Genomic DNA, 19,219 nt, shown 5'->3' on the forward strand with positions numbered 1-19,219 from the left:
GAGATGATATACATCATGTCCTCTGCTGCATCGTTCCGCGTCGAAAAAGACTTGTTGGGTACCCTTGAAGTTCCTGCAGATGCCTACTACGGCATCCAGACCCTGCGCGCTGCCAACAACTTCCACCTCTCCGGTGTTCCGCTGTCGCACTACCCGAAGCTGGTCGTGGCCCTGGCCATGGTCAAGCAGGCCGCTGCCGACGCCAACCGTGAGCTGGGTCACCTGAGCGATGCCAAGCACGCTGCCATTTCCGCAGCCTGCGCCCGCCTGATCAAAGGCGATTACCACGACCAGTTCGTAGTTGACATGATCCAGGGCGGCGCTGGTACTTCTACCAACATGAACGCCAACGAAGTCATTGCCAACGTTGCGTTGGAGGCCATGGGCCACCAGAAGGGTGAGTACCAGTACCTGCACCCGAACAACGACGTGAACATGGCGCAGTCGACCAACGACGCCTACCCGACCGCAATTCGCCTGGGCCTGCTGCTGGGTCACGACGCGCTGCTGGCCAGCCTTGATAGCCTGATCCAGGCCTTCGCTGCCAAGGGTAAAGAATTCGACCACGTACTGAAGATGGGCCGTACCCAGCTGCAGGACGCCGTACCGATGACCCTGGGCCAGGAATTCCGCGCCTTCGCCACCACCATGAACGAAGACCTGCAGCGCCTGCGCTCGCTGGCTCCGGAACTGCTGACCGAAATCAACCTGGGCGGTACCGCCATCGGTACTGGCATCAACGCCGACCCTGGCTACCAGGCCTTGGCCGTACAGCGCCTGGCCACCATCAGCGGCCATCCGCTGGTACCGGCTGCCGACCTGATCGAGGCCACCTCCGACATGGGCGCCTTCGTGCTGTTCTCCGGCATGCTCAAACGCACTGCGGTCAAGCTGTCGAAGATCTGTAACGACCTGCGCCTGCTGTCCAGCGGCCCGCGCACCGGCATCAACGAGATCAACCTGCCAGCGCGTCAGCCAGGCAGCTCGATCATGCCAGGCAAGGTCAACCCGGTTATTCCAGAAGCTGTAAACCAGGTGGCCTTCGCCATCATGGGCAACGACCTGGCCCTGACCGTCGCCGCCGAAGGTGGCCAGCTGCAGTTGAACGTGATGGAACCGCTGATCGCCTACAAGATCTTCGACTCGATCCGCCTGCTGCAACGTGCCATGGACATGCTGCGCGAGCACTGCATCGTCGGCATCACCGCCAACGAACAGCGCTGCCGTGAACTGGTCGAGCACTCGATCGGCCTGGTTACCGCACTGAACCCGTACATCGGCTACGAAAACGCCACCCGTATTGCCCGCGTTGCCCTGGAAAGCGGCCGCGGCGTACTGGAACTGGTGCGCGAAGAGAAGCTGCTGGACGACGCGATGCTCGACGACATCCTGCGTCCGGAAAACATGATCGCTCCACGTCTGGTTCCGCTGAAAGCGTAATCAGGCCGCTGTAAACAGTCTCACCAGGTCGAGGGACTAGACACCTCTCAACCTTTCCAAGGCCCGAGCGCTTGCTTCGGGCCTTTTTTTTGCCTGAAGGTTTTGGGGGCCGCTTTGCGGGCCTTCGCGACACCAGACCGCGCCTGCAGAGTATGTGGTTTACCTGCAGCCCCGGATATCGGCACACAACTTGCTCCATAATGCGTCCCAGCCCAACGGGATTACCCAGCATGCTGCACAGCCACCTGACCACCCTCAACGCAGTTTCGCTGATCCTCAACGTCTTCCAGGCAGACGGTTGCGAGGCATCGGCGCTGCTGGCCGGCAGCGGCATTGGCCCGGCAGACCTGGGGCATGCCGATGCGCGCATCACCACCCAGCAGGAACTGCAGGTTTGCGCCAATGCCGTGGCCAGGCGCGAGGACATTGGCCTGGAGCTGGGCCGACGCATGCATGTGTCGTGCTACGGCATGCTCGGTTACGCGCTGCTCTCCAGTGCCACTTTGGGTGACGCCTTACGCCTGGCGCTGCAGTATCCGGCACTGCTGGGAACAGTCTTCAAGCTGCGCTTGCTCGACGACGGCCAACGTGTCTGGTTCAGCGCCAGCGATTACCAGGACAGCCCGGCGCTGAGCACTTTCAACGCCGAGTTCTGCCTGGTGTCGCTGAAAGTCATCTGCGACGACCTGCTTGGCCGACCGTTGCCGCTGCTTGGCGCCCGCTTCGAACACCCTCGCCCTGGCTACCACGCGCTCTATGCCGGAGCGTTTCAATGCCCGATCGGTTTCGCCGCCGAGGACAATGCCTTTGCCTTCGAACGGCGATGGCTGGATATGCCGCTGCCGCTGGCCGACCCGATTACTCACAAAGCCATGAGCGAGCGCTGCCGGCGCCTGAACCTTGAATTCACTGGTCGCCAGGCATGGCTGGGACGGATTCGCCAGCTGCTGGCGCAGCAACTGGACGCAGCCCCTGGACTGGAAGGGCTTGCGCGGCAAATGAACTGCTCGTCGCGCACCCTGCGCCGGCATTTGCAGGCACTGGGCTGCAGTTATCAACAGCTGCTGGACGAGCTGAGGTTCGAGCGGGCCAAGCAGTTGCTGGCCGATGAACAGATGCCGATCTACCGGATTGCAGAGACTTTGGGGTTCAGTGAGACGGCCAGTTTTCGGCATGCCTTCCAGCGCTGGAGCGGCGTGGCGCCGAGCCATTTTCGTGGTTGACCTGTTCTGGCCTCTTCGCGGGTAAACCCGCTCCTACAGGGGTGTCACAACCCCTGACGCGTTGGTGCCCATTGTAGGAGCGGGTTCACCCGCGAAAGGGCCGGGCCTGCCGGCTAATGTCCAAAGGCCGTTCACCGTTGCCGCCACTGCCTTACCCGCGACGAGGCTGGGATAGGTCACCACCCATCTGGCCATAGACCTTGGCCATATCGATCCCCTTTTGGCCGTTTGCGTCGTTCTCCCCTGCTGATCAGCCCATGACAATGGACCCACGCCAGTCCCACCGGAGAACAACAATGCTGACGATCTATTCCGATGACCACCGCCTGCACCACGGCCGCTGCGAGCTGATCGATGGCAAGCTGATGCCCTGTTTCGAAATGCCTTCGCGCGCCGACCATGTGCTCGACCAGGTGAAAAAACGCAACCTCGGCGACATCCAGGGCCCGACCGACTTCGGCCGTGCGCCGTTACTGCGCGTCCACAGCGCCGATTACCTGGATTTCTTCGAAGGCGCCTGGGCCCGCTGGGCTGCACTGGGCCACGAGGGTGACCTGCTGCCCTTCACCTGGCCGGCCCGCACACTGCGCCAGGTCAAGCCGACCGGCCTGCATGGCGAACTGGGTTACTACAGCTTCGATGCTGGCGCGCCCATCACCGCGGGTACCTGGCAGGCTGCCTACAGTGCTGCGCAAGTTGCCCTGACCGCCCAGGCAGCGATTCAGCAAGGCGCCCATGCCGCGTTCGCCCTGTGCCGTCCGCCAGGGCACCACGCTGCCGGCGAAGTGATGGGCGGCTACTGCTATCTGAATAACGCCGCCATCGCGGCCCAGGCCTTCCTCGACCAAGGCCGGCGCAAGGTCGCCATCCTTGACGTCGACTACCACCACGGCAACGGTACGCAAGACATCTTCTACAACCGCGATGACGTGTTCTTCGCCTCGATCCACGGCGACCCGCAGGACGAATTCCCGTTCTTCCTCGGCTATGCCGATGAAACCGGCGAAGGCGCAGGCCAGGGCTACAACATCAACTACCCCTTGCCCGCCGGTAGCGACTGGGCCGCCTGGAGCGCAGCCCTGGAGGATGCCTGCAAGCGCATCGCCAGCTATGACGCCGACGTGCTGGTCATCTCCCTGGGTGTGGACACCTTCAAGGACGATCCCATCTCACAGTTCAAGCTGGACAGCCCGGACTACCTGGAAATGGGCAAGCGCATCGGCCAACTCGGCAAGCCGACCCTGTTCGTGATGGAAGGCGGCTACGCTGTGGAAGAAATCGGCATCAACGCGGTCAATGTGCTGGAAGGTTTCCAGCGCGCCCAGCCAGGAGCCCGATAATGGTCCGACTCAAGCGTCTGCTCGCCCCGTTCATCGCTGCCACCCTGTTCGCGGGCGCCCTGCATGCGCAAGCTGAGCAGCGTACCCTGCGTGTATATAACTGGTTCGATTACATCACCCCGCAGACCTTGACTGCCTTCCAGAAGGACAGCGGCGTGAAGCTGGTGTACGACATCTTCGACACCAACGAGGCGCTGGAGGCCAAGCTGCTAACCGGCAACTCCGGTTATGACGTGGTAGTACCGTCCAACGTGTTCCTCGCCAAGCAGATCGAAGCCGGGGTGTTCCAGCCGCTGGATCGCAGCAAGCTGCCGAACTGGCAACACCTGGACCCGGCGCTGATGAAGCTGATCGAAGCCAATGACCCGGGCAACAAGTTTGCCGTGCCGTATATGTACGGCACCGTGCTGATCGGCTTCAACCCGGCCAAGGTCAAGGCTGCACTCGGCGACAACGCGCCGGTGGACAGCTGGGACCTGATTTTCAAGGAAGAGAACATCGCCAAGCTCAAGCAGTGCGGCGTAGCCCTGCTCGACTCGCCGTCGGAGATTCTACCGGTGGCCCTGCAGTACCTGGGCTTGCCGCCGAACAGCGACAAGCCGGCCGACTACAAGAAGGCCGAGGCGCTGATGCTGAAGATTCGTCCGCATATCACCTACTTCCACTCCTCGAAGTACATGGCAGACATCGCCAATGGCGACATCTGCGTGGCGGTGGGCTACAGCGGCAGCTTCTCGCAGGCTGCCAACCGCGCCCGTGAGGCGAACAACGGCGTGGTGGTGGACATGCGCCTGCCCAAGGAAGGCGCGCCGATCTGGTTCGACATGCTGGCGATTCCAAAGGGCGCAGCCAACCCGGAGGATGCGCATACGTTCATCAACTACCTGCTGCGGCCAGAAGTGATTGCGCCGATCAGCGACTTCGTCGGGTATCCGAACCCGAACAAGGATGCGACCGACAAGGTGAATCCGACGATTCGCAACAACCCCAACCTGTATCCGACGGCAGAGGCGATGGCCAAACTCTATACGCTCAAGCCCTTGACGCGAAATGCCGAACGGGCCAGGACCCGCGCCTGGACGCGGATAAAGTCCGGTACCTGATGTTGAACCGGGGGCTGCTTTGCAGCCCCCTTCATTTTCTCCAGACTTTGCGTAGTTTCATCAAGGCCTCGGCTATCTCGCCCTCTGGCACCGCCGCAAAGCCCAGCACCAGTCCTGCCCGTTTATCCACAGACGCCTCACTGTCCGTCAACCAGAAACTGCTCAGTGGCGTCACCTCCACCCCCACCGCCTCGGCCTTGGCCACCAGCTCCTGTTCCCGAGTAAAGTTATCCACACCCACCTTCACATGCAGCCCAGCGGCCACTTCCGGCATTGCGCCCAAACCCGGAATATCCACAGGCCAACCGGCCTTGAGCACATCGCGCCGCTTCAACGCCGCCTTGCGCATACGGCGGATATGCCGCTGAAAATGCCCGCGCGCCATGAACTCGGCCATCACGCACTGGCTGCTGACTTCCGAATGCCGCACTGCCAACGCTCTGCCCTGGCTGAACGCTTGCACCAGCTTCGACGGAAGCACCAGGTAGCCCAGACGCAAGGCCGGGAAGGCTATCTTGCCGAAGGTACCGACATACAACACTCGCCCGTGCCGGTCGAGCGCTGCCAGCGGGGCCAGCGGCGCACCGCTGTAGCGGTACTCACCGTCATAGTCGTCCTCGATGATCCAGCCGTCAGTGCGTTCAGCCCAGGCCAGCAATGCCAGGCGACGTGCAAGGCTCATGGTCACCCCGGTCGGGTATTGGTGCGCAGGCGTGACATAGGTCAGTCGGCAATTCGTCAACTGTTCCAGCCGGCTGCAGTCCAGTCCGTCTTCATCCACAGGCACGCCAACCACCTGGCCACCCGCGAGCGTGAAGGCATGAGCGGCCGCCCGATAGCCTGGGTTTTCCACAGCCACACCGTCGCCCGGTTGCAGCAGTAACTGTGCACAAAGGCTGATGGCCTGCTGCGCACCGCTAGTGATCACAATTTGTTCAGCCGTGCAGTTCAGGCCCCGCGAGCGTCGTAGGTAGGCCGCAATCAGATCGCGCAAAGCCGGCTCGCCTGCCGGATCACCATAGCCCAGTTGCGCAGGGCACGGGTTGCGCCAGAAACCCGCCTGTAGCTTGGCCCAGACGTCAAACGGGAACAGGTCGAATGCCGGAATACCAACACGAAAAGCACGCGGCGCACCGCTTCTGGGCGGTGGCAAATGGTTGCTTTTCAGGCGCTGCAGAGGCTCACTAAGAAGTCTTCCGCTGGATAAATCCTCAGTACTCTCTTCGCAAAATGTGGATAAACCTGTTGATAAACCCCGGGGTAACCCTGTGGATACTTGTGTGGACAGTTTTGGCAGTCGGCTGACGTAAGTGCCATCCCCGACGCGGCTTTCGATGAAGCCCTCGGCATACAGTTGATCGTAGGCGCGCACCACGCTGTTGCGTGAAAGCGCCAACATGGCAGCCAGGTCGCGCGTGGCCGGCAGCCGCGTACCACTGCTCAGGCGTCCATCCAGTACCCGCGCTCGCAACGCCTGATATAGCTGCTGGCTAAGCCCGCGGCGGCGATCGAGGGCGATCCCGGCAGGGTCGAAAGGCAGTATGAGGGGGGACTCGCTCATGGTATTGGACCTATCAAAACAGGCAGTAATGGCTCTTACCCAGAACCAATAGCCTGCCTAGGATGGAGCCATTCGACAAGGATCCCGCCATGTACAACAGTAAGCCTCACCAGGAACACGACCTCACCCGCCTGCACCAGCACATGCTAGACACCCGCCTGGCCGTTCTGGTCAGTCAGGGCGAACAGGGCCTTCTGGCCACACACCTGCCGGTGCTGGTCGATACCGCCGAGGGTGATTTCGGCACTGTGTATGCTCACCTGGCCCGGGCCAACCGCCAATGGCAAGACCTGCAGCAAGGCGGCGAAGCGCTGCTGGTATTCCCCGGCGCCGATGCCTATGTCAGCCCCAGCTATTACCCAAGCAAGGCCGATAACCCCAAGGTGGTGCCGACCTGGAACTACCTGGCGGTGCACGCTTACGGCTCGGCCGAAGTCATCCATGAGGCCGAGCCGCTACTGGCTATCGTTAGCCGCCTGACCGACCGTCACGAACAGGGTCGCAGCGAACCCTGGAAAGTCACCGACGCCCCTGCCGACTACATCGACGGCATGCTCCGCGCCATCGTCGGCATTCGCCTACCCATTGCGCGCCTGCAAGGTGCGCGCAAGCTCAGCCAGAACCGCTCCGGGCACGACATCGAAGGCGTGCGCGAAGGCCTGAGCGCCAGTCCCGATCAACTGGACAATCAACTCGCGGCGCACATGCGCCAACTCTGAAGGAATAGCCCATGCCCAACCTTACCCTGCGCCCTGTCACGGCCCAAGATCACGCAGCCTGGCACGCCCTGTGGCAGGCCTACCTGCACTTCTACGAGACCGAGCTGGCCGATGCCGTCAGCCTGAGCACCTGGCAACGCCTGCTCGACCCCAGCGAGCCAACCCATTCGGCACTGGCCTGGGTCGACGGCAAGGCGGTGGGGATGGTCAACTTCATCTACCATCGCTCCAACTGGAGCATCGAAAATTCCTGCTACCTGCAGGACCTGTATGTGGACAGCACGCAACGTGGCCTGGGCATTGGTCGACAGTTGATCGAGCACGTCTACACCACCGCCAAGGCCGACAACTGCATCAAGGTGCACTGGCTGACCCACGAAACCAACGCCACCGCCATCAGCCTGTACCAGCAGGTTGCCGAGCGCTCGGGTTTCATCCAATTCCGCAAAGGCTTGTAGGTCGAACATGACAGACGTATTGAACTGGAAACCCGCCGCAACCCCCAAGGCTGAGCCCATTGAAGGCCGCTTTATTCGCCTGGAAAAGCTCGATCCAGGGCGCCATGGCGAAGACCTCTGGGAGGTGCTGCAGGGGCCGGCCTCCGATCCGGTACTGTGGGACTACCTGCCCTACGGTCCGTTCGCCGAACGTGCCGCCTTTGACCGCTGGCTGGAAGGCAACGCAGCTGGCCGCGACCCGCTTTTCTACACCGTCATCGACCGCGCCAGTGGCCAGGCCCAAGGCATTCTCAGCCTGATGTCGATCGTGCCTGACCACGGCCGAATCGAGATCGGCCACATCGCCTTCGGCGCCGCCATGCAGCGCACGCCCAAGGGTACCGAGGCGGTGTACCTGCTGGGCAAGCTGGGCTTCGAGCTGGGTAATCGACGGCTGGAGTGGAAGTGCAATAACGCCAATGCCCGTTCCAAACGCGCAGCAGAACGATTCGGCTTCGTCTACGAAGGGGTGTTCCGCAAGCACTTGGTGGTCAAGGACCATAACCGCGACACGGCTTGGTACTCGATTACCGATGATGAATGGCCGGCGGTGGCTGCCGGGTTTGAGCGGTGGCTGAGTGAAGAGAACCAGCAACCGGGTGGCCAGGTGGAAAGCCTTGAGGTGTGCCGTAAAGGTTGAACGGTGTGCTGAATCAGAGGCTAGTGAATCCAGCACAAAAAAGGGGAGCATCCGCTCCCCAGAGGTTAACCACTTGTAGATGAGGGCTTAAATCAGCCCTCGATCTCGATCAGGATCTCACCTGGCGTCACGCGATCACCCTTGGCCACATGGATGGCCACGACCTTACCGGCGATGGCCGCCTGCACTTCGGTTTCCATCTTCATGGCTTCGGTGATCAAGACGGCCTGGCCGGCCTTGACCATGTCACCTTCCTTGACCAGCACATCAACGATGTTCCCTGGCATGGTGGTGCTTACGTGGCCAGGGTCAGTCGCTTGCTTGCGCTTGCTGCCGCCACCGCTGACGAACTCGTTGAGTGGCTCGAAGACCACTTCTTCCGGCATGCCGTCGATCGACAGGTAGAAGTGACGCTTGCCTTCGGCTTTCACGCCCACACCGGTGATGTCAACGCGGTAGGTTTCGCCGTGAACGTCGATGACGAACTCGGTCGGCACGCCTTCACCACCGGGCGCAGCCACGGCACCGGCTTCCGGAATCGGCAGCAGAACTTCAGGCGTCAGCGTGCCAGCTTCGCGTTCTTCGAGGAACTTGCGGCCAATGTCAGGGAACATGGCGAAGGTCAGCACGTCTTCTTCGCAACGGGCCAAGGTACCGATGTCGCTACGCAGCTTGGCCATTTCCGGCTTCAGCAGATCAGCCGGGCGCACATCGATCACGTCTTCGCTGCCGATAGCCTGGCGACGCAGTTGCTCGTTGACCACACCCGGTGCCTTGCCATAACCACCTTGCAGGTACAACTTCACCTCGTTGGTGATGGTCTTGTAGCGCTCACCAGCCAGCACGTTGAAGAACGCCTGGGTGCCGACGATCTGCGAGGTCGGGGTGACCAGCGGTGGGAAGCCGAGGTCTTCACGCACACGCGGGATCTCGGCCAGCACTTCGTTCATGCGGTTGAGGGCGCCCTGCTCCTTGAGCTGGTTGGCCAGGTTGGAAATCATGCCGCCCGGTACCTGGTTGACCTGCACGCGGGTGTCCACCGTTGTGAACTCGCTTTCGAACTGGTGGTACTTCTTGCGCACGGCGTAGAAGTACAAGCCGATTTCCTGCAGAAGCTCCAGGTCCAGGCCGGTGTCGAACTCGCTGCCCTTGAGTGCAGCAACCATCGACTCGGTACCTGGATGGCTGGTGCCCCAGGCGAAGCTGGAGATGGCAGTGTCGATGTGGTCGGCGCCATTTTCCACTGCCTTGAGCTGGCACATGGCAGCCAGGCCGGCGGTATCGTGGGAGTGGATGAACACCGGCAGCGACTGTTCAGCCTTCAGCGCCTTGACCAGTTCGCCAGTGGCGAACGGGGTCAGCAGGCCAGCCATGTCCTTGATCGCCACCGAGTCGCAACCCATGGCTTCCATCTGCTTGGCCTGCTTCACGAAGGCTTCGATGGTGTGTACCGGGCTGGTGGTGTAAGCGATGGTGCCCTGGGCGTGCTTGCCGGCGGCCTTGACCGCTTCGATGGCCACGCGCAGGTTACGCACGTCGTTCATGGCGTCGAAAATGCGGAACACATCGATGCCGTTGACCGCAGCCTTGGCGACGAAGGCCTTGACCACGTCGTCGCTGTAGTGGCGGTAGCCCAGCAGGTTCTGACCGCGAAGCAGCATTTGCAGGCGGGTGTTGGGCAGCGCCGCGCGCAGCTTGCGCAGGCGCTCCCACGGGTCTTCCTTGAGGAAGCGCACGCAGGCGTCGAAGGTGGCACCACCCCAGACTTCCAGCGACCAGTAGCCGACCTTGTCGAGCTTGTCACAGATCGGCAGCATGTCTTCGGTACGCATGCGGGTGGCCAGCAGGGACTGGTGGGCGTCGCGCAGGATCGTGTCGGTTACGTGAATTTTCTTGGACATTATGGGGTTCCTCACAGGCCTGCGTGGGCGGCGATGGCGGCAGCGATGGCCAGGGCCAGCTCTTCGGGTTTGCGCTTGATCGAGTAGTTGGTCAATTCAGGGTGGCTTTCAACGAAGCTGGTATTGAACTGGCCGCTACGGAATTCCGGATTGCGCAGGATTTCCTGGTAGTACGCGGCGGTGGTCTTCACCCCTTGCACGCGCATGTCGTCCAGGGCCCGCAGGCCGCGGTCCATGGCTTCTTCCCAGGTCAACGCCCACACCACCAGTTTCAGGCACATGGAGTCGTAGAACGGCGGAATGGTATAGCCGGTGTAGATCGCCGTGTCGGTACGCACGCCCGGGCCGCCGGGGGCGTAGTAACGGGTGATCTTGCCGAAGCTGGGCAGGAAGTTGTTTTTCGGGTCTTCAGCATTGATACGGAACTGCAAGGCGTAGCCACGGTGCTGAATATCTTCCTGCTTGACCGACAGGGGCAGCCCCGAGGCAATGCGGATCTGCTCGCGAACGATGTCGATCCCGGTGATTTCCTCGGTGATGGTGTGTTCCACCTGCACCCGGGTGTTCATTTCCATGAAGTACACTTCGCCATCGGCGAGCAGGAACTCCACGGTACCGGCGTTCTCGTAATTCACCGCTTTGGCCGCACGCACCGCCAGGTCACCGATGTAGGCACGCTGTTCGGGAGTGAGCTGTGGGCTGGGGGCAATTTCGATGAGCTTCTGGTTACGGCGCTGAATAGAGCAGTCGCGCTCGAACAGGTGCACTACGTTGCCGAAGCTGTCACCGAGAATTTGCGCCTCGATGTGCTTCGGGTTGACGATGCACTTCTCCAGGAACACTTCGGCCGAACCAAAGGCCTTGGTCGCCTCGGAAATAACCCGCGGGAAATTCTGTTCCAGTTCTTCACGGCTATTGCAACGGCGAATACCGCGACCGCCACCACCGGAGGTGGCCTTGAGCATCACCGGATAACCGATGCGGTCACCTTCGCTCAGGGCTTCATGAATATCGGCAACGTTGCCTTCGGTGCCCGGGGTTACCGGCACACCGGCGGCGATCATGGTGCGGCGCGCTTCGGTCTTGTCGCCCATACGGCGGATCACGTCGGCGGCCGGGCCAATGAACTTGATCCCGCGCTCGGCGCAAATCTCTGCCAGTTCGGCGTTTTCCGAAAGGAAACCATAGCCCGGGTGCAAGGCATCACAGCCGGTTTCCACAGCCAGGTTCACCAGCTTGCGCGGGTTCAGGTAACCGGCCAGCGGCTCGGCACCGATGCTGTGGGCTTCGTCAGCGCGCTTGACGTGCAAGGCATGCCGGTCGGCGTCGGAAAAGATCGCTACCGAGCGAATGCCCATCTCGGCGCAAGCACGCACGATCCGAACTGCGATTTCACCTCGGTTGGCGATCAGGATTTTTTTTATCACTGGAGTCTTCCCAAAGCCGTAGGAACAGTCGAGCCGGTTCTACCGGTCGGCGCGTGACCAGACGTTGCTGGCCAGTCGCGTAATCACCCTAGCGCTGTAGGTCGATAAACAAAAATCAATATTTATTAGAGGCTGTATTAGTAAAAGCTTATAGTTGGGTAACAGGGTGTTGCCGAGGAGCCGATTAAAATGCGTAAGTCCTTGATGCGTATGACATTGCGTCAACTTCAGATCTTCAATGAGGTGTGCGATTTGCGCTCGTACAGCCGTGCTGCGGAGGAGATGGCGCTGACGCAACCCGCCGTTAGTCTACAGATCCGCCAGCTTGAAGAGCTGATCGGCCAGCCGCTGTTCGAGTACGTGGGCAAGAAGCTCTACCTGACTGAGGCGGCCGAGGCCCTTCAGCGCGCCAGCCACGATATCTTCGGGCGCCTGGAAAGCCTGGACATGCAGCTGTCGGACATGCAGGGCTCATTGCAGGGCCAGTTGAAACTGGCGATCGAGTCCAGTGCCAAGTACTTCGTGCCACACCTGTTCGCCGCCTTCAAGCAGCGTCACCCGGAGGTCAACCTGACCCTGACGGTAGTCAACCGCGCCCAAGCCATCCGCCGCCTTTCCGATAACCGCGACGACCTGATCATCATGTCGATGGTGCCGCAAGACATGGGCCTGGAGTTTCTGCCGTTCCTCAACAACCCGATCGTTGCGGTGGCCCCGCCGCAGCACCCGCTGTGCAAGCTGGAGCATTTGCGCATGCAGGACCTGGAGCCTCATACCCTGTTAATCCGCGAGCAAGGTTCGGGAACACGCAAGGCGTGCGAAGAGTACTTCAAGGACAAGCGCGTGCATTTCGCCCAAACGCTTGAAGTAGCCTCGGCCGATGCCCAACGCGAATGCGTGATCGCCGGCTTGGGGATCGCCCTGCTGACCCGCCACGCAGTCAACCTGGAACTGGCCACCGGGGTGCTGAAGGAATTGCCGGTCGAGGAACTGCCGCTGTACCGTAGCTGGTGCGTGGTGCAGGCCAAGGCCAAGCGACAGTCGCCGGTGGCCTTGGCATTTCTGGCATTCATCCGCGGCGAACGTGCGCTGATCAGCGCGCTTGTTGAACGTTTTTCGGGGAAGTTGCCGCCGATGACTGCCATACCGTGAGTGCTTGCAGCTCAGGGTAGTCCGCCAGGTCGCGGAGCAGTTGACGTTGGTCGCAATAGCTTTCGATCGCGCGGCGGTATTCCATACGGCGCTGATCCTTTTCCTGCTGCTTGCGAGCCTTGGCGTTGGGTTGGTACGTACCGTCGAAGTCACGAGCCATTGCCTGTCTCCCAGATAGGATGCGGGAGTTTCAGACTGGCCTTGATGGTTTACCGTTTTGCGGTGGAATGGTGACAGAATCGTGAATTTTCACTGCCTGTACCGGCCTCTTCGCGGGCTTGCCCGCTCCCACAGGAATGGCACCGATTTATACAGGTGCACAGTACCTGTGGGAGCGGGCAAGCCCGCGAAGAGGTCATTACAGGTTGAATTCAGTCGTCTATAGCCTTGATCGATTTGGGCGACAGACGCAAGCTGCGCAAGCTGCGCTTCACGCTCTTCAGGTGGTTGACCAGGCTTGGCCCGCGCGCCATGGCAACGCCCATGGCCAGCACGTCGATCACCACCAGATGGGCAATACGCGAGGTCAGAGGGGTGTAGATCTCGGTGTCCTCATGCACGTCGATCGCCAGGTTGACCGTCGACAGCTCGGCCAGCGGCGTCTGGCTGGGGCACAGGGTAATCAGGTTGGCGCCGCTCTCACGCACCAGGTTGGCAGTGATCAGCAGGTCCTTGGAACGGCCCGACTGGGAAATACACACCGCCACATCACCCGGTTTCAGGGTAACCGCCGACATCGCTTGCATGTGCGGGTCGGAATACGCTGCCGCGCTGAGCAGCAGGCGGAAGAACTTGTGCTGGGCATCGGCTGCAACCGCACCGGACGCGCCAAAGCCATAGAACTCTACCCGCTGCGCCTGGGCCATGGCGCTCACTGCTTGTTGCAGCGCCTGCGGATCAAGGTGCTCGCGCACTTCCATCAGGGTGTGCAGGGTGGTGTCGAAGATCTTCAGACTGTAGTCGGCGACCGAGTCATCTTCGTGGATGGCGAACTGACCGAAGCTGGCCCCGGCAGCCAGGCTTTGCGCCAGCTTCAGCTTCAGGTCCTGGAAGCCCGAGCAGCCGATGGCCCGGCAGAAACGCACGATGGTCGGCTCACTGATACCCACGCTGTGCGCCAAGTCGGCCATGGAGCTGTGCATGACGGCAGCCGGGTCGAGCAGCACGTGGTCGGCCACTTTCAGTTCCGATTTGCGCAGCAGGTGGCGCGATTGGGCGATATGTTGCAACAGATTCACAGGCTGGACTCGGTTATGATCGGCTTGCCGGGTTGTAGCTTTCTTGTAGTTATACTACATGGACGCCAACCCGCCCAGTTAAACGAACGTGGAGAGTGGTGGTTTGACTATTCCTTGCGACATTCTGGTCTTCGGCGGCACCGGCGATCTGGCCCTGCACAAATTGCTTCCGGCGCTCTACCACCTGTTTCGCGAGGCCCGTCTGAACCCTGCCGTGCGGGTCATCGCACTGGCCAGGCGCAACCTGCCACGCATCGACTATCTGAAGCTCGCCGAACGCCATTGTCGGGCGCAGATTGCCCGCAGTGACTTCGACGAAGAGGTGTGGCAGCGGTTTTCCGCACGTGTCGACTACTTCCCGATGGATGCTTCACAGAGCGCCGATTTTGGCCGCCTGGCACGCTACCTGGGCGAACCCGGTGGGCTGAGCCGCATCTTCTACCTGGCCACCGCCCCCAACCTGTTCGTACCGATTGCCAACCACCTGCGCATTGCCGGACTGGCCGACACCGAAGCGCGCATCGTGCTGGAAAAGCCGATCGGCCATTCGCTGGAATCAGCCACTGCCATCAATGAAGCGATTGGCACGGTGTTCGAGGAAAGCCAGGTGTTTCGCATCGACCACTATCTGGGCAAGGAAACCGTGCAGAACCTGATGGCCCTGCGTTTTGCCAATGCCCTGCTGGAGCCAGTGTGGCGCAACAACCAGGTCGACCATGTCCAGATCAGCGTTTGCGAGACGCTGGGCGTAGAAAACCGCGGTGCCTACTACGACCGCGCCGGGGCTATTCGCGACATGCTGCAGAACCACCTGCTGCAACTGCTGTGCCTGGTGGCCATGGAGCCACCCGCGCAGTTCGAGGCCGAAGCGGTACGCGACGAAAAGGTGAAAATCCTGCGCGCCCTCAAGCCGATCACTGGCCAGGATGTACAGGACAAGACAGTACGCGGCCAATATGGCGCCGGACGTATCGGCGGCCAGGAAGTGCCGGCCTACTACTTTGAAAAGGATGTCGACAACGACAGCGATACCGAGACTTTCGTGGCCATCGAGGCGCACATCGACAACTGGCGCTGGGCGGGCGTGCCTTTCTATCTGCGCACCGGCAAACGCATGGCGCGGCGCGCTTCGCAGATCGTCATCCAGTTCAAGCCAGTGCCTCACGAACTGTTCAGCGGCGGCCAGGTCAACCAGCTACTGATACAGCTGCAACCGGACGAACGCATCAGCCTGCGCATGATGACCAAGAGCCCAGGCAAGGGCATGCGCCTGGAACCCGTGGAGCTGGACCTTAATCTGGCCCAGGTGTTCAGCCAGACTCGCCGCTGGGAAGCCTACGAGCGTCTGCTGCTGGATGTGCTCGAAGGTGATTCGACACTGTTCATGCGCCGCGATGAAGTGGAAGCAGCCTGGGCCTGGGTAGATCCAATCATCAAGGGCTGTGAAGAACACTTCCAGGCACCCCGCCCCTACCCGGCTGGCAGTTTCGGGCCCGAGCAAGCCAACAGCCTGCTCGCCAGGCATGGCAGGCGCTGGCATGGCTGAATGACCTGCGCGATGGCGCGACCTTTAATCTGAAACAGCAGCAGATGAAGTTCGAAGGTGCGAAATCCATAACGTGAAGGCCATCGACTGACCATGCCTCCGCCAGCTTGCGCAGGCCGTGACCTGGCCTCGGGCCGATGAGCGGGATGCAGCCAGGTGAATATTCATACAGTAGATATTTGCCCCTTACCCGGCATCGCCCTAGAATGGCCCGATGCGCACAGACGACCTCTCTCTCCTGCTGAATTCCCTCAACGATGCCCAACGCCAGGCCGTAGCGGCCACGCTCGGGCGTCAACTGGTGCTTGCCGGCGCCGGTTCCGGTAAAACCCGCGTGCTGGTACACCGCATCGCCTGGCTGATCCAGGTCGAGCAGGCGTCGCCGCACTCGATCCTGTCGGTGACGTTCACCAACAAGGCCGCGGCAGAAATGCGCCAGCGGATCGAGCAACTGCTGGGCATCAACCCGGCAGGCATGTGGGTCGGTACCTTCCACGGCCTGGCCCATCGCCTGTTGCGGGCCCACTGGCAGGAAGCGCGGCTGGTGCAGAACTTCCAGATCCTCGACAGCGACGACCAGCAGCGCCTGATCAAGCGGGTGATGCGCGAGTTGGGCCTGGACGAGCAGAAGTGGCCGGCACGCCAGGCCCAGTGGTTCATCAACGGGCAGAAAGACGAAGGCCTGCGCCCGCAGCATATCCAGGCGGGGGGCGACCTGTTCCTGGCGACCATGCGCGAGGTCTATACGGCCTACGAGCAGGCGTGCGAGCGCGCCGGTGTCATCGATTTCTCCGAGCTGCTGCTTCGCGCCCTGGACCTGTGGCGTGACCACCCGGGCCTGCTGGAACACTATCAGCGACGCTTCCGCCACGTGCTGGTGGACGAGTTCCAGGATACCAACGCCGTGCAGTACGCCTGGTTGCGCCTGCTGGCACGCGGCGGCGACAGCCTGATGGCGGTAGGCGATGACGACCAGTCGATCTACGGCTGGCGCGGTGCCAAGATCGAAAACATTCACCAGTACACCGCCGACTTCCCCGACGCCGAAATGATCCGCCTGGAGCAGAACTACCGCTCCACCGGCGGCATCCTCAAGGCGGCCAACGCGCTGATCGCCAACAACAGCGGGCGCCTGGGCAAGGAACTGTGGACCGACATGGGCGAAGGCGAACCACTGACCCTGTACGCGGCCTACAACGAGCACGATGAAGCGCGCTATGTCGTGGAAACCATCGAGAGCCTGGTCAAGCAGGGTAATGCGCGCAACGAGATCGCCATCCTGTACCGCTCCAACGCCCAGTCGCGAGTGCTGGAAGAAGCCCTGCTGCGCGAGCGCATCCCCTACCGCATCTATGGCGGCCAGCGCTTCTTCGAGCGCGCCGAAATCAAGAATGCCATGGCTTACCTGCGCCTGATCGAAGGGCGTGGCAACGATGCCGCTCTGGAGCGGGTGATCAACGTGCCGCCGCGCGGTATTGGCGAAAAAACCGTCGAAGCCATCCGCGAGCACGCCCGCCACAGCCAGCTGTCCATGTGGGAGGCCATGTGCCAGCTGCTCGCCGCCAAGGCCCTGAAAGGCCGCGCTGCCAGTGCCCTGGGGGCCTTTATCGAGCTGATCGAGGGGCTGGCCGCCAAGGTTGTGGACATGCCGCTGCATACCATGACCCAGACCACTATCGAACAGTCCGGCCTGATCACCTATCACCAGGAAGAAAAAGGTGAAAAGGGCCAGGCACGGGTAGAAAACCTTGAGGAACTGGTCAGTGCGGCACGCAACTTCGAGTCCACCGACGAAGACGCCGACCTTTCCCCGCTCTCGGCCTTCCTTGGCCACGCCTCACTCGAAGCTGGCGATACTCAGGCCGACGAGCATGAAGACAGCATACAATTGATGACCCTGCACAGCGCCAAAGGCCTGGAATTCCCCTATGTGTTCCTGGTGGGCATGGAAGAAGGCTTGTTCCCGCACAAGATGAGCCTGGAAGAACCCGGCCGCCTGGAAGAGGAACGACGCCTGGCCTATGTAGGCATCACCCGCGCCATGCGCCAGCTGGTCATGACCTACGCTGAAACACGCCGCCTTTATGGCAGCGAGACTTACAACAAGGTGTCGCGTTTCGTGCGTGAAATTCCGGCAGGCCTGGTTCAGGAAGTACGCCTGTCCAACAGCGTCAGCCGCCCGTTCGGCGGGGCCAAGACGGCCACCAACAGCAACCTGTTCGCCAATGCCAGCATTCCGCAGACCGCGTTCAACCTTGGCCAGCGTGTGCAGCATGCGGTATTCGGCGAAGGCGTAATCCTCAATTTCGAAGGTTCTGGCGCTCAGGCGCGGGTGCAGGTGAATTTTGCCGAAGGTAGTAAATGGCTGATGCTGGGGTATGCCAAGCTCGAGGCTATCTAAAGCCCACAAGGGTCGGGCCCCCAGCTTTGTAACATTCAGGCAAAAGCTCGAAACATTATGTCGCTGGTCATGTGCCCGGGAACCTGTGCACCATGACGCGCGTGCAATCCACAACAGGGGATATCCCACTTATGCAACGTTTTCTTAGCATCGCACTGGCGCTCTGCGTCGGCCTGACGCTGAGCCTGGACGCCAGCGCCAAGCGTTTCGGCGGCGGCAAGAGCTCGGGCTCCGCGCCTATCCACCAGACCCGCCAGGCTACGCCAACCACGCCTGCTGCCGCGCCGACCGCACCTGGCCGTGCACCGGCTGCCGCCAGCGGTGCTTCGCGCTGGTTGGGCCCACTGGCTGGCCTCGCCGCCGGTGGCCTGCTGGCTTCCATGTTCATGGGCGACGGTTTCGAAGGCTTCCAGATCATGGACTTCCTGATCGTGGCGCTTATCGCCTTCCTCGTGTTCCGCTTCATCGCCGCGCGTCGCCGCCAGCAGCAGCCACAAATGGCCATGCCGGGCCATGCGCCGATGCAGCGTGAGGCTCACGCTCAGCCTTCGCAGCCGTCGATTTTCGGTGGTTCAGCCGCACCCGCTGCCGCAGCCGCCCCGGTGATCAACGCGCCGGCCTGGTTCAACGAGCAGAGCTTCCTGGCAGCAGCCCGTAGCCATTTCCAGTCGCTGCAGCAGCACTGGGACGCCAACGAAATGGACAAGATCAGCGAGTTCGTTACCCCGCAAATGCTCGAGTTCCTCAAGCGTGAGCGTGCTGAACTGGGCGATGGCTTCCAATCTACCTACATCGATAACCTGGAAGTGCAACTGGACGGTGTCGATGACCGCGCCGACCGCACCGACGCTACCCTGACCTTCCGTGGCGTATCGAAGAATTCGCGCTTCGACCAGGGCGAAGTGTTCAGCGAAAGCTGGCACATGGTTCGCGCCCAAGGCGAGAACCAGCCTTGGCTGGTAGCCGGTATCCGTCAAAACGGCTAATCGCTGCGCGCTAAACAGAGAACCCCGGGCTTGCCCGGGGTTTTT

At 61.5% G+C, this 19,219-nt stretch carries 16 protein-coding genes; 11 read left to right on the forward strand and 5 right to left on the reverse strand.

Annotation, left to right across the window (positions count from 1 at the left end; genetic code table 11):
- The first annotated feature begins 15 nt into the window (after window positions 1–15).
- From aspA to ACYCCG_RS03210, 4 genes are all read left to right on the forward strand, one after another.
- On the forward strand, window positions 16–1,440 hold the full coding sequence (aspA, locus tag ACYCCG_RS03195; protein WP_028697462.1) for an aspartate ammonia-lyase: 1,425 nt from the start codon (window positions 16–18) through the stop codon (window positions 1,438–1,440).
- A 230-nt stretch (window positions 1,441–1,670) separates the two neighbouring features.
- Complete coding sequence (locus tag ACYCCG_RS03200) at window positions 1,671–2,663, forward strand: AraC family transcriptional regulator (RefSeq protein ID WP_401099392.1); 993 nt, start codon at window positions 1,671–1,673, stop codon at window positions 2,661–2,663.
- A 296-nt stretch (window positions 2,664–2,959) separates the two neighbouring features.
- On the forward strand, window positions 2,960–4,003 hold the full coding sequence (locus ACYCCG_RS03205) for a histone deacetylase family protein (protein ID WP_459669396.1): 1,044 nt from the start codon (window positions 2,960–2,962) through the stop codon (window positions 4,001–4,003).
- On the forward strand, window positions 4,003–5,106 hold the full coding sequence (locus ACYCCG_RS03210) for a polyamine ABC transporter substrate-binding protein (protein ID WP_176682919.1): 1,104 nt from the start codon (window positions 4,003–4,005) through the stop codon (window positions 5,104–5,106). The genes ACYCCG_RS03205 and ACYCCG_RS03210 overlap by 1 nt, the downstream gene beginning before the upstream one ends.
- 31 nt (window positions 5,107–5,137) lie before the next feature.
- Here ACYCCG_RS03210 and pdxR read toward each other — a convergent pair whose 3' ends face one another.
- Window positions 5,138–6,667, reverse strand: a complete 1,530-nt coding sequence (gene pdxR / locus ACYCCG_RS03215) for a MocR-like pyridoxine biosynthesis transcription factor PdxR (protein WP_459669398.1) — start codon at window positions 6,665–6,667, stop codon at window positions 5,138–5,140.
- Between the two features lie 89 nt (window positions 6,668–6,756).
- Between pdxR and ACYCCG_RS03220 the strand changes: the two genes are divergently transcribed.
- The 3 genes from ACYCCG_RS03220 to ACYCCG_RS03230 are packed head-to-tail and all read left to right on the forward strand — an operon-like array spanning window position 6,757 to window position 8,523.
- On the forward strand, window positions 6,757–7,386 hold the full coding sequence (locus ACYCCG_RS03220) for an FMN-binding negative transcriptional regulator (RefSeq protein ID WP_176682921.1): 630 nt from the start codon (window positions 6,757–6,759) through the stop codon (window positions 7,384–7,386).
- An 11-nt stretch (window positions 7,387–7,397) separates the two neighbouring features.
- Complete coding sequence (locus tag ACYCCG_RS03225) at window positions 7,398–7,844, forward strand: GNAT family N-acetyltransferase (RefSeq protein ID WP_003253286.1); 447 nt, start codon at window positions 7,398–7,400, stop codon at window positions 7,842–7,844.
- Between the two features lie 7 nt (window positions 7,845–7,851).
- Window positions 7,852–8,523: a GNAT family N-acetyltransferase gene (locus ACYCCG_RS03230; protein WP_209969090.1), complete on the forward strand. Its 672-nt coding sequence runs from the start codon at window positions 7,852–7,854 to the stop codon at window positions 8,521–8,523.
- Between the two features lie 92 nt (window positions 8,524–8,615).
- On the opposite strand, the gene oadA is transcribed toward ACYCCG_RS03230, so the two are convergent.
- Window positions 8,616–10,424, reverse strand: a complete 1,809-nt coding sequence (oadA, locus tag ACYCCG_RS03235) for a sodium-extruding oxaloacetate decarboxylase subunit alpha (RefSeq protein ID WP_209969087.1) — start codon at window positions 10,422–10,424, stop codon at window positions 8,616–8,618.
- An 11-nt stretch (window positions 10,425–10,435) separates the two neighbouring features.
- Window positions 10,436–11,851 (reverse strand): acetyl-CoA carboxylase biotin carboxylase subunit, encoded by a 1,416-nt coding sequence (locus tag ACYCCG_RS03240; RefSeq protein WP_003253279.1) that lies wholly within the window; start codon window positions 11,849–11,851, stop codon window positions 10,436–10,438.
- Window positions 11,852–12,040: 189 nt separating this feature from the next.
- Here ACYCCG_RS03240 and ACYCCG_RS03245 point away from each other — a divergent pair, with 189 nt between their 5' ends.
- Entirely contained in the window at window positions 12,041–13,003 is a 963-nt protein-coding gene (locus ACYCCG_RS03245) for a LysR family transcriptional regulator (RefSeq protein WP_176682924.1), read from the forward strand.
- Here ACYCCG_RS03245 and ACYCCG_RS03250 read toward each other — a convergent pair.
- The gene (locus tag ACYCCG_RS03250) at window positions 12,945–13,163 is read right to left on the reverse strand and encodes a PA3496 family putative envelope integrity protein (protein WP_061405728.1); all 219 of its coding nucleotides are present in this window, start codon (window positions 13,161–13,163) and stop codon (window positions 12,945–12,947) included. The two genes, ACYCCG_RS03245 and ACYCCG_RS03250, sit on opposite strands and share 59 nt — an antisense overlap.
- A gap of 211 nt (window positions 13,164–13,374) precedes the next feature.
- Complete coding sequence (gene hexR, locus ACYCCG_RS03255; protein ID WP_339442819.1) at window positions 13,375–14,241, reverse strand: transcriptional regulator HexR; 867 nt, start codon at window positions 14,239–14,241, stop codon at window positions 13,375–13,377.
- A gap of 103 nt (window positions 14,242–14,344) precedes the next feature.
- Between hexR and zwf the strand changes: the two genes are divergently transcribed.
- The 3 genes from zwf to ACYCCG_RS03270 all read left to right on the forward strand — a co-directional run bounded on the left by zwf (window position 14,345) and on the right by ACYCCG_RS03270 (window position 19,174).
- A complete protein-coding gene (zwf, locus tag ACYCCG_RS03260; protein WP_459669406.1) occupies window positions 14,345–15,787 on the forward strand; it encodes a glucose-6-phosphate dehydrogenase in 1,443 nt (480 codons plus the stop codon).
- Between the two features lie 214 nt (window positions 15,788–16,001).
- Window positions 16,002–18,188: a DNA helicase II gene (gene uvrD / locus ACYCCG_RS03265; protein ID WP_176682926.1), complete on the forward strand. Its 2,187-nt coding sequence runs from the start codon at window positions 16,002–16,004 to the stop codon at window positions 18,186–18,188.
- Between the two features lie 131 nt (window positions 18,189–18,319).
- Window positions 18,320–19,174 (forward strand): Tim44 domain-containing protein, encoded by an 855-nt coding sequence (locus tag ACYCCG_RS03270; protein ID WP_176682927.1) that lies wholly within the window; start codon window positions 18,320–18,322, stop codon window positions 19,172–19,174.
- The last annotated feature ends 45 nt before the right edge of the window (window positions 19,175–19,219 follow it).

The organism is Pseudomonas sp. VEM90, assembly GCF_054611535.1.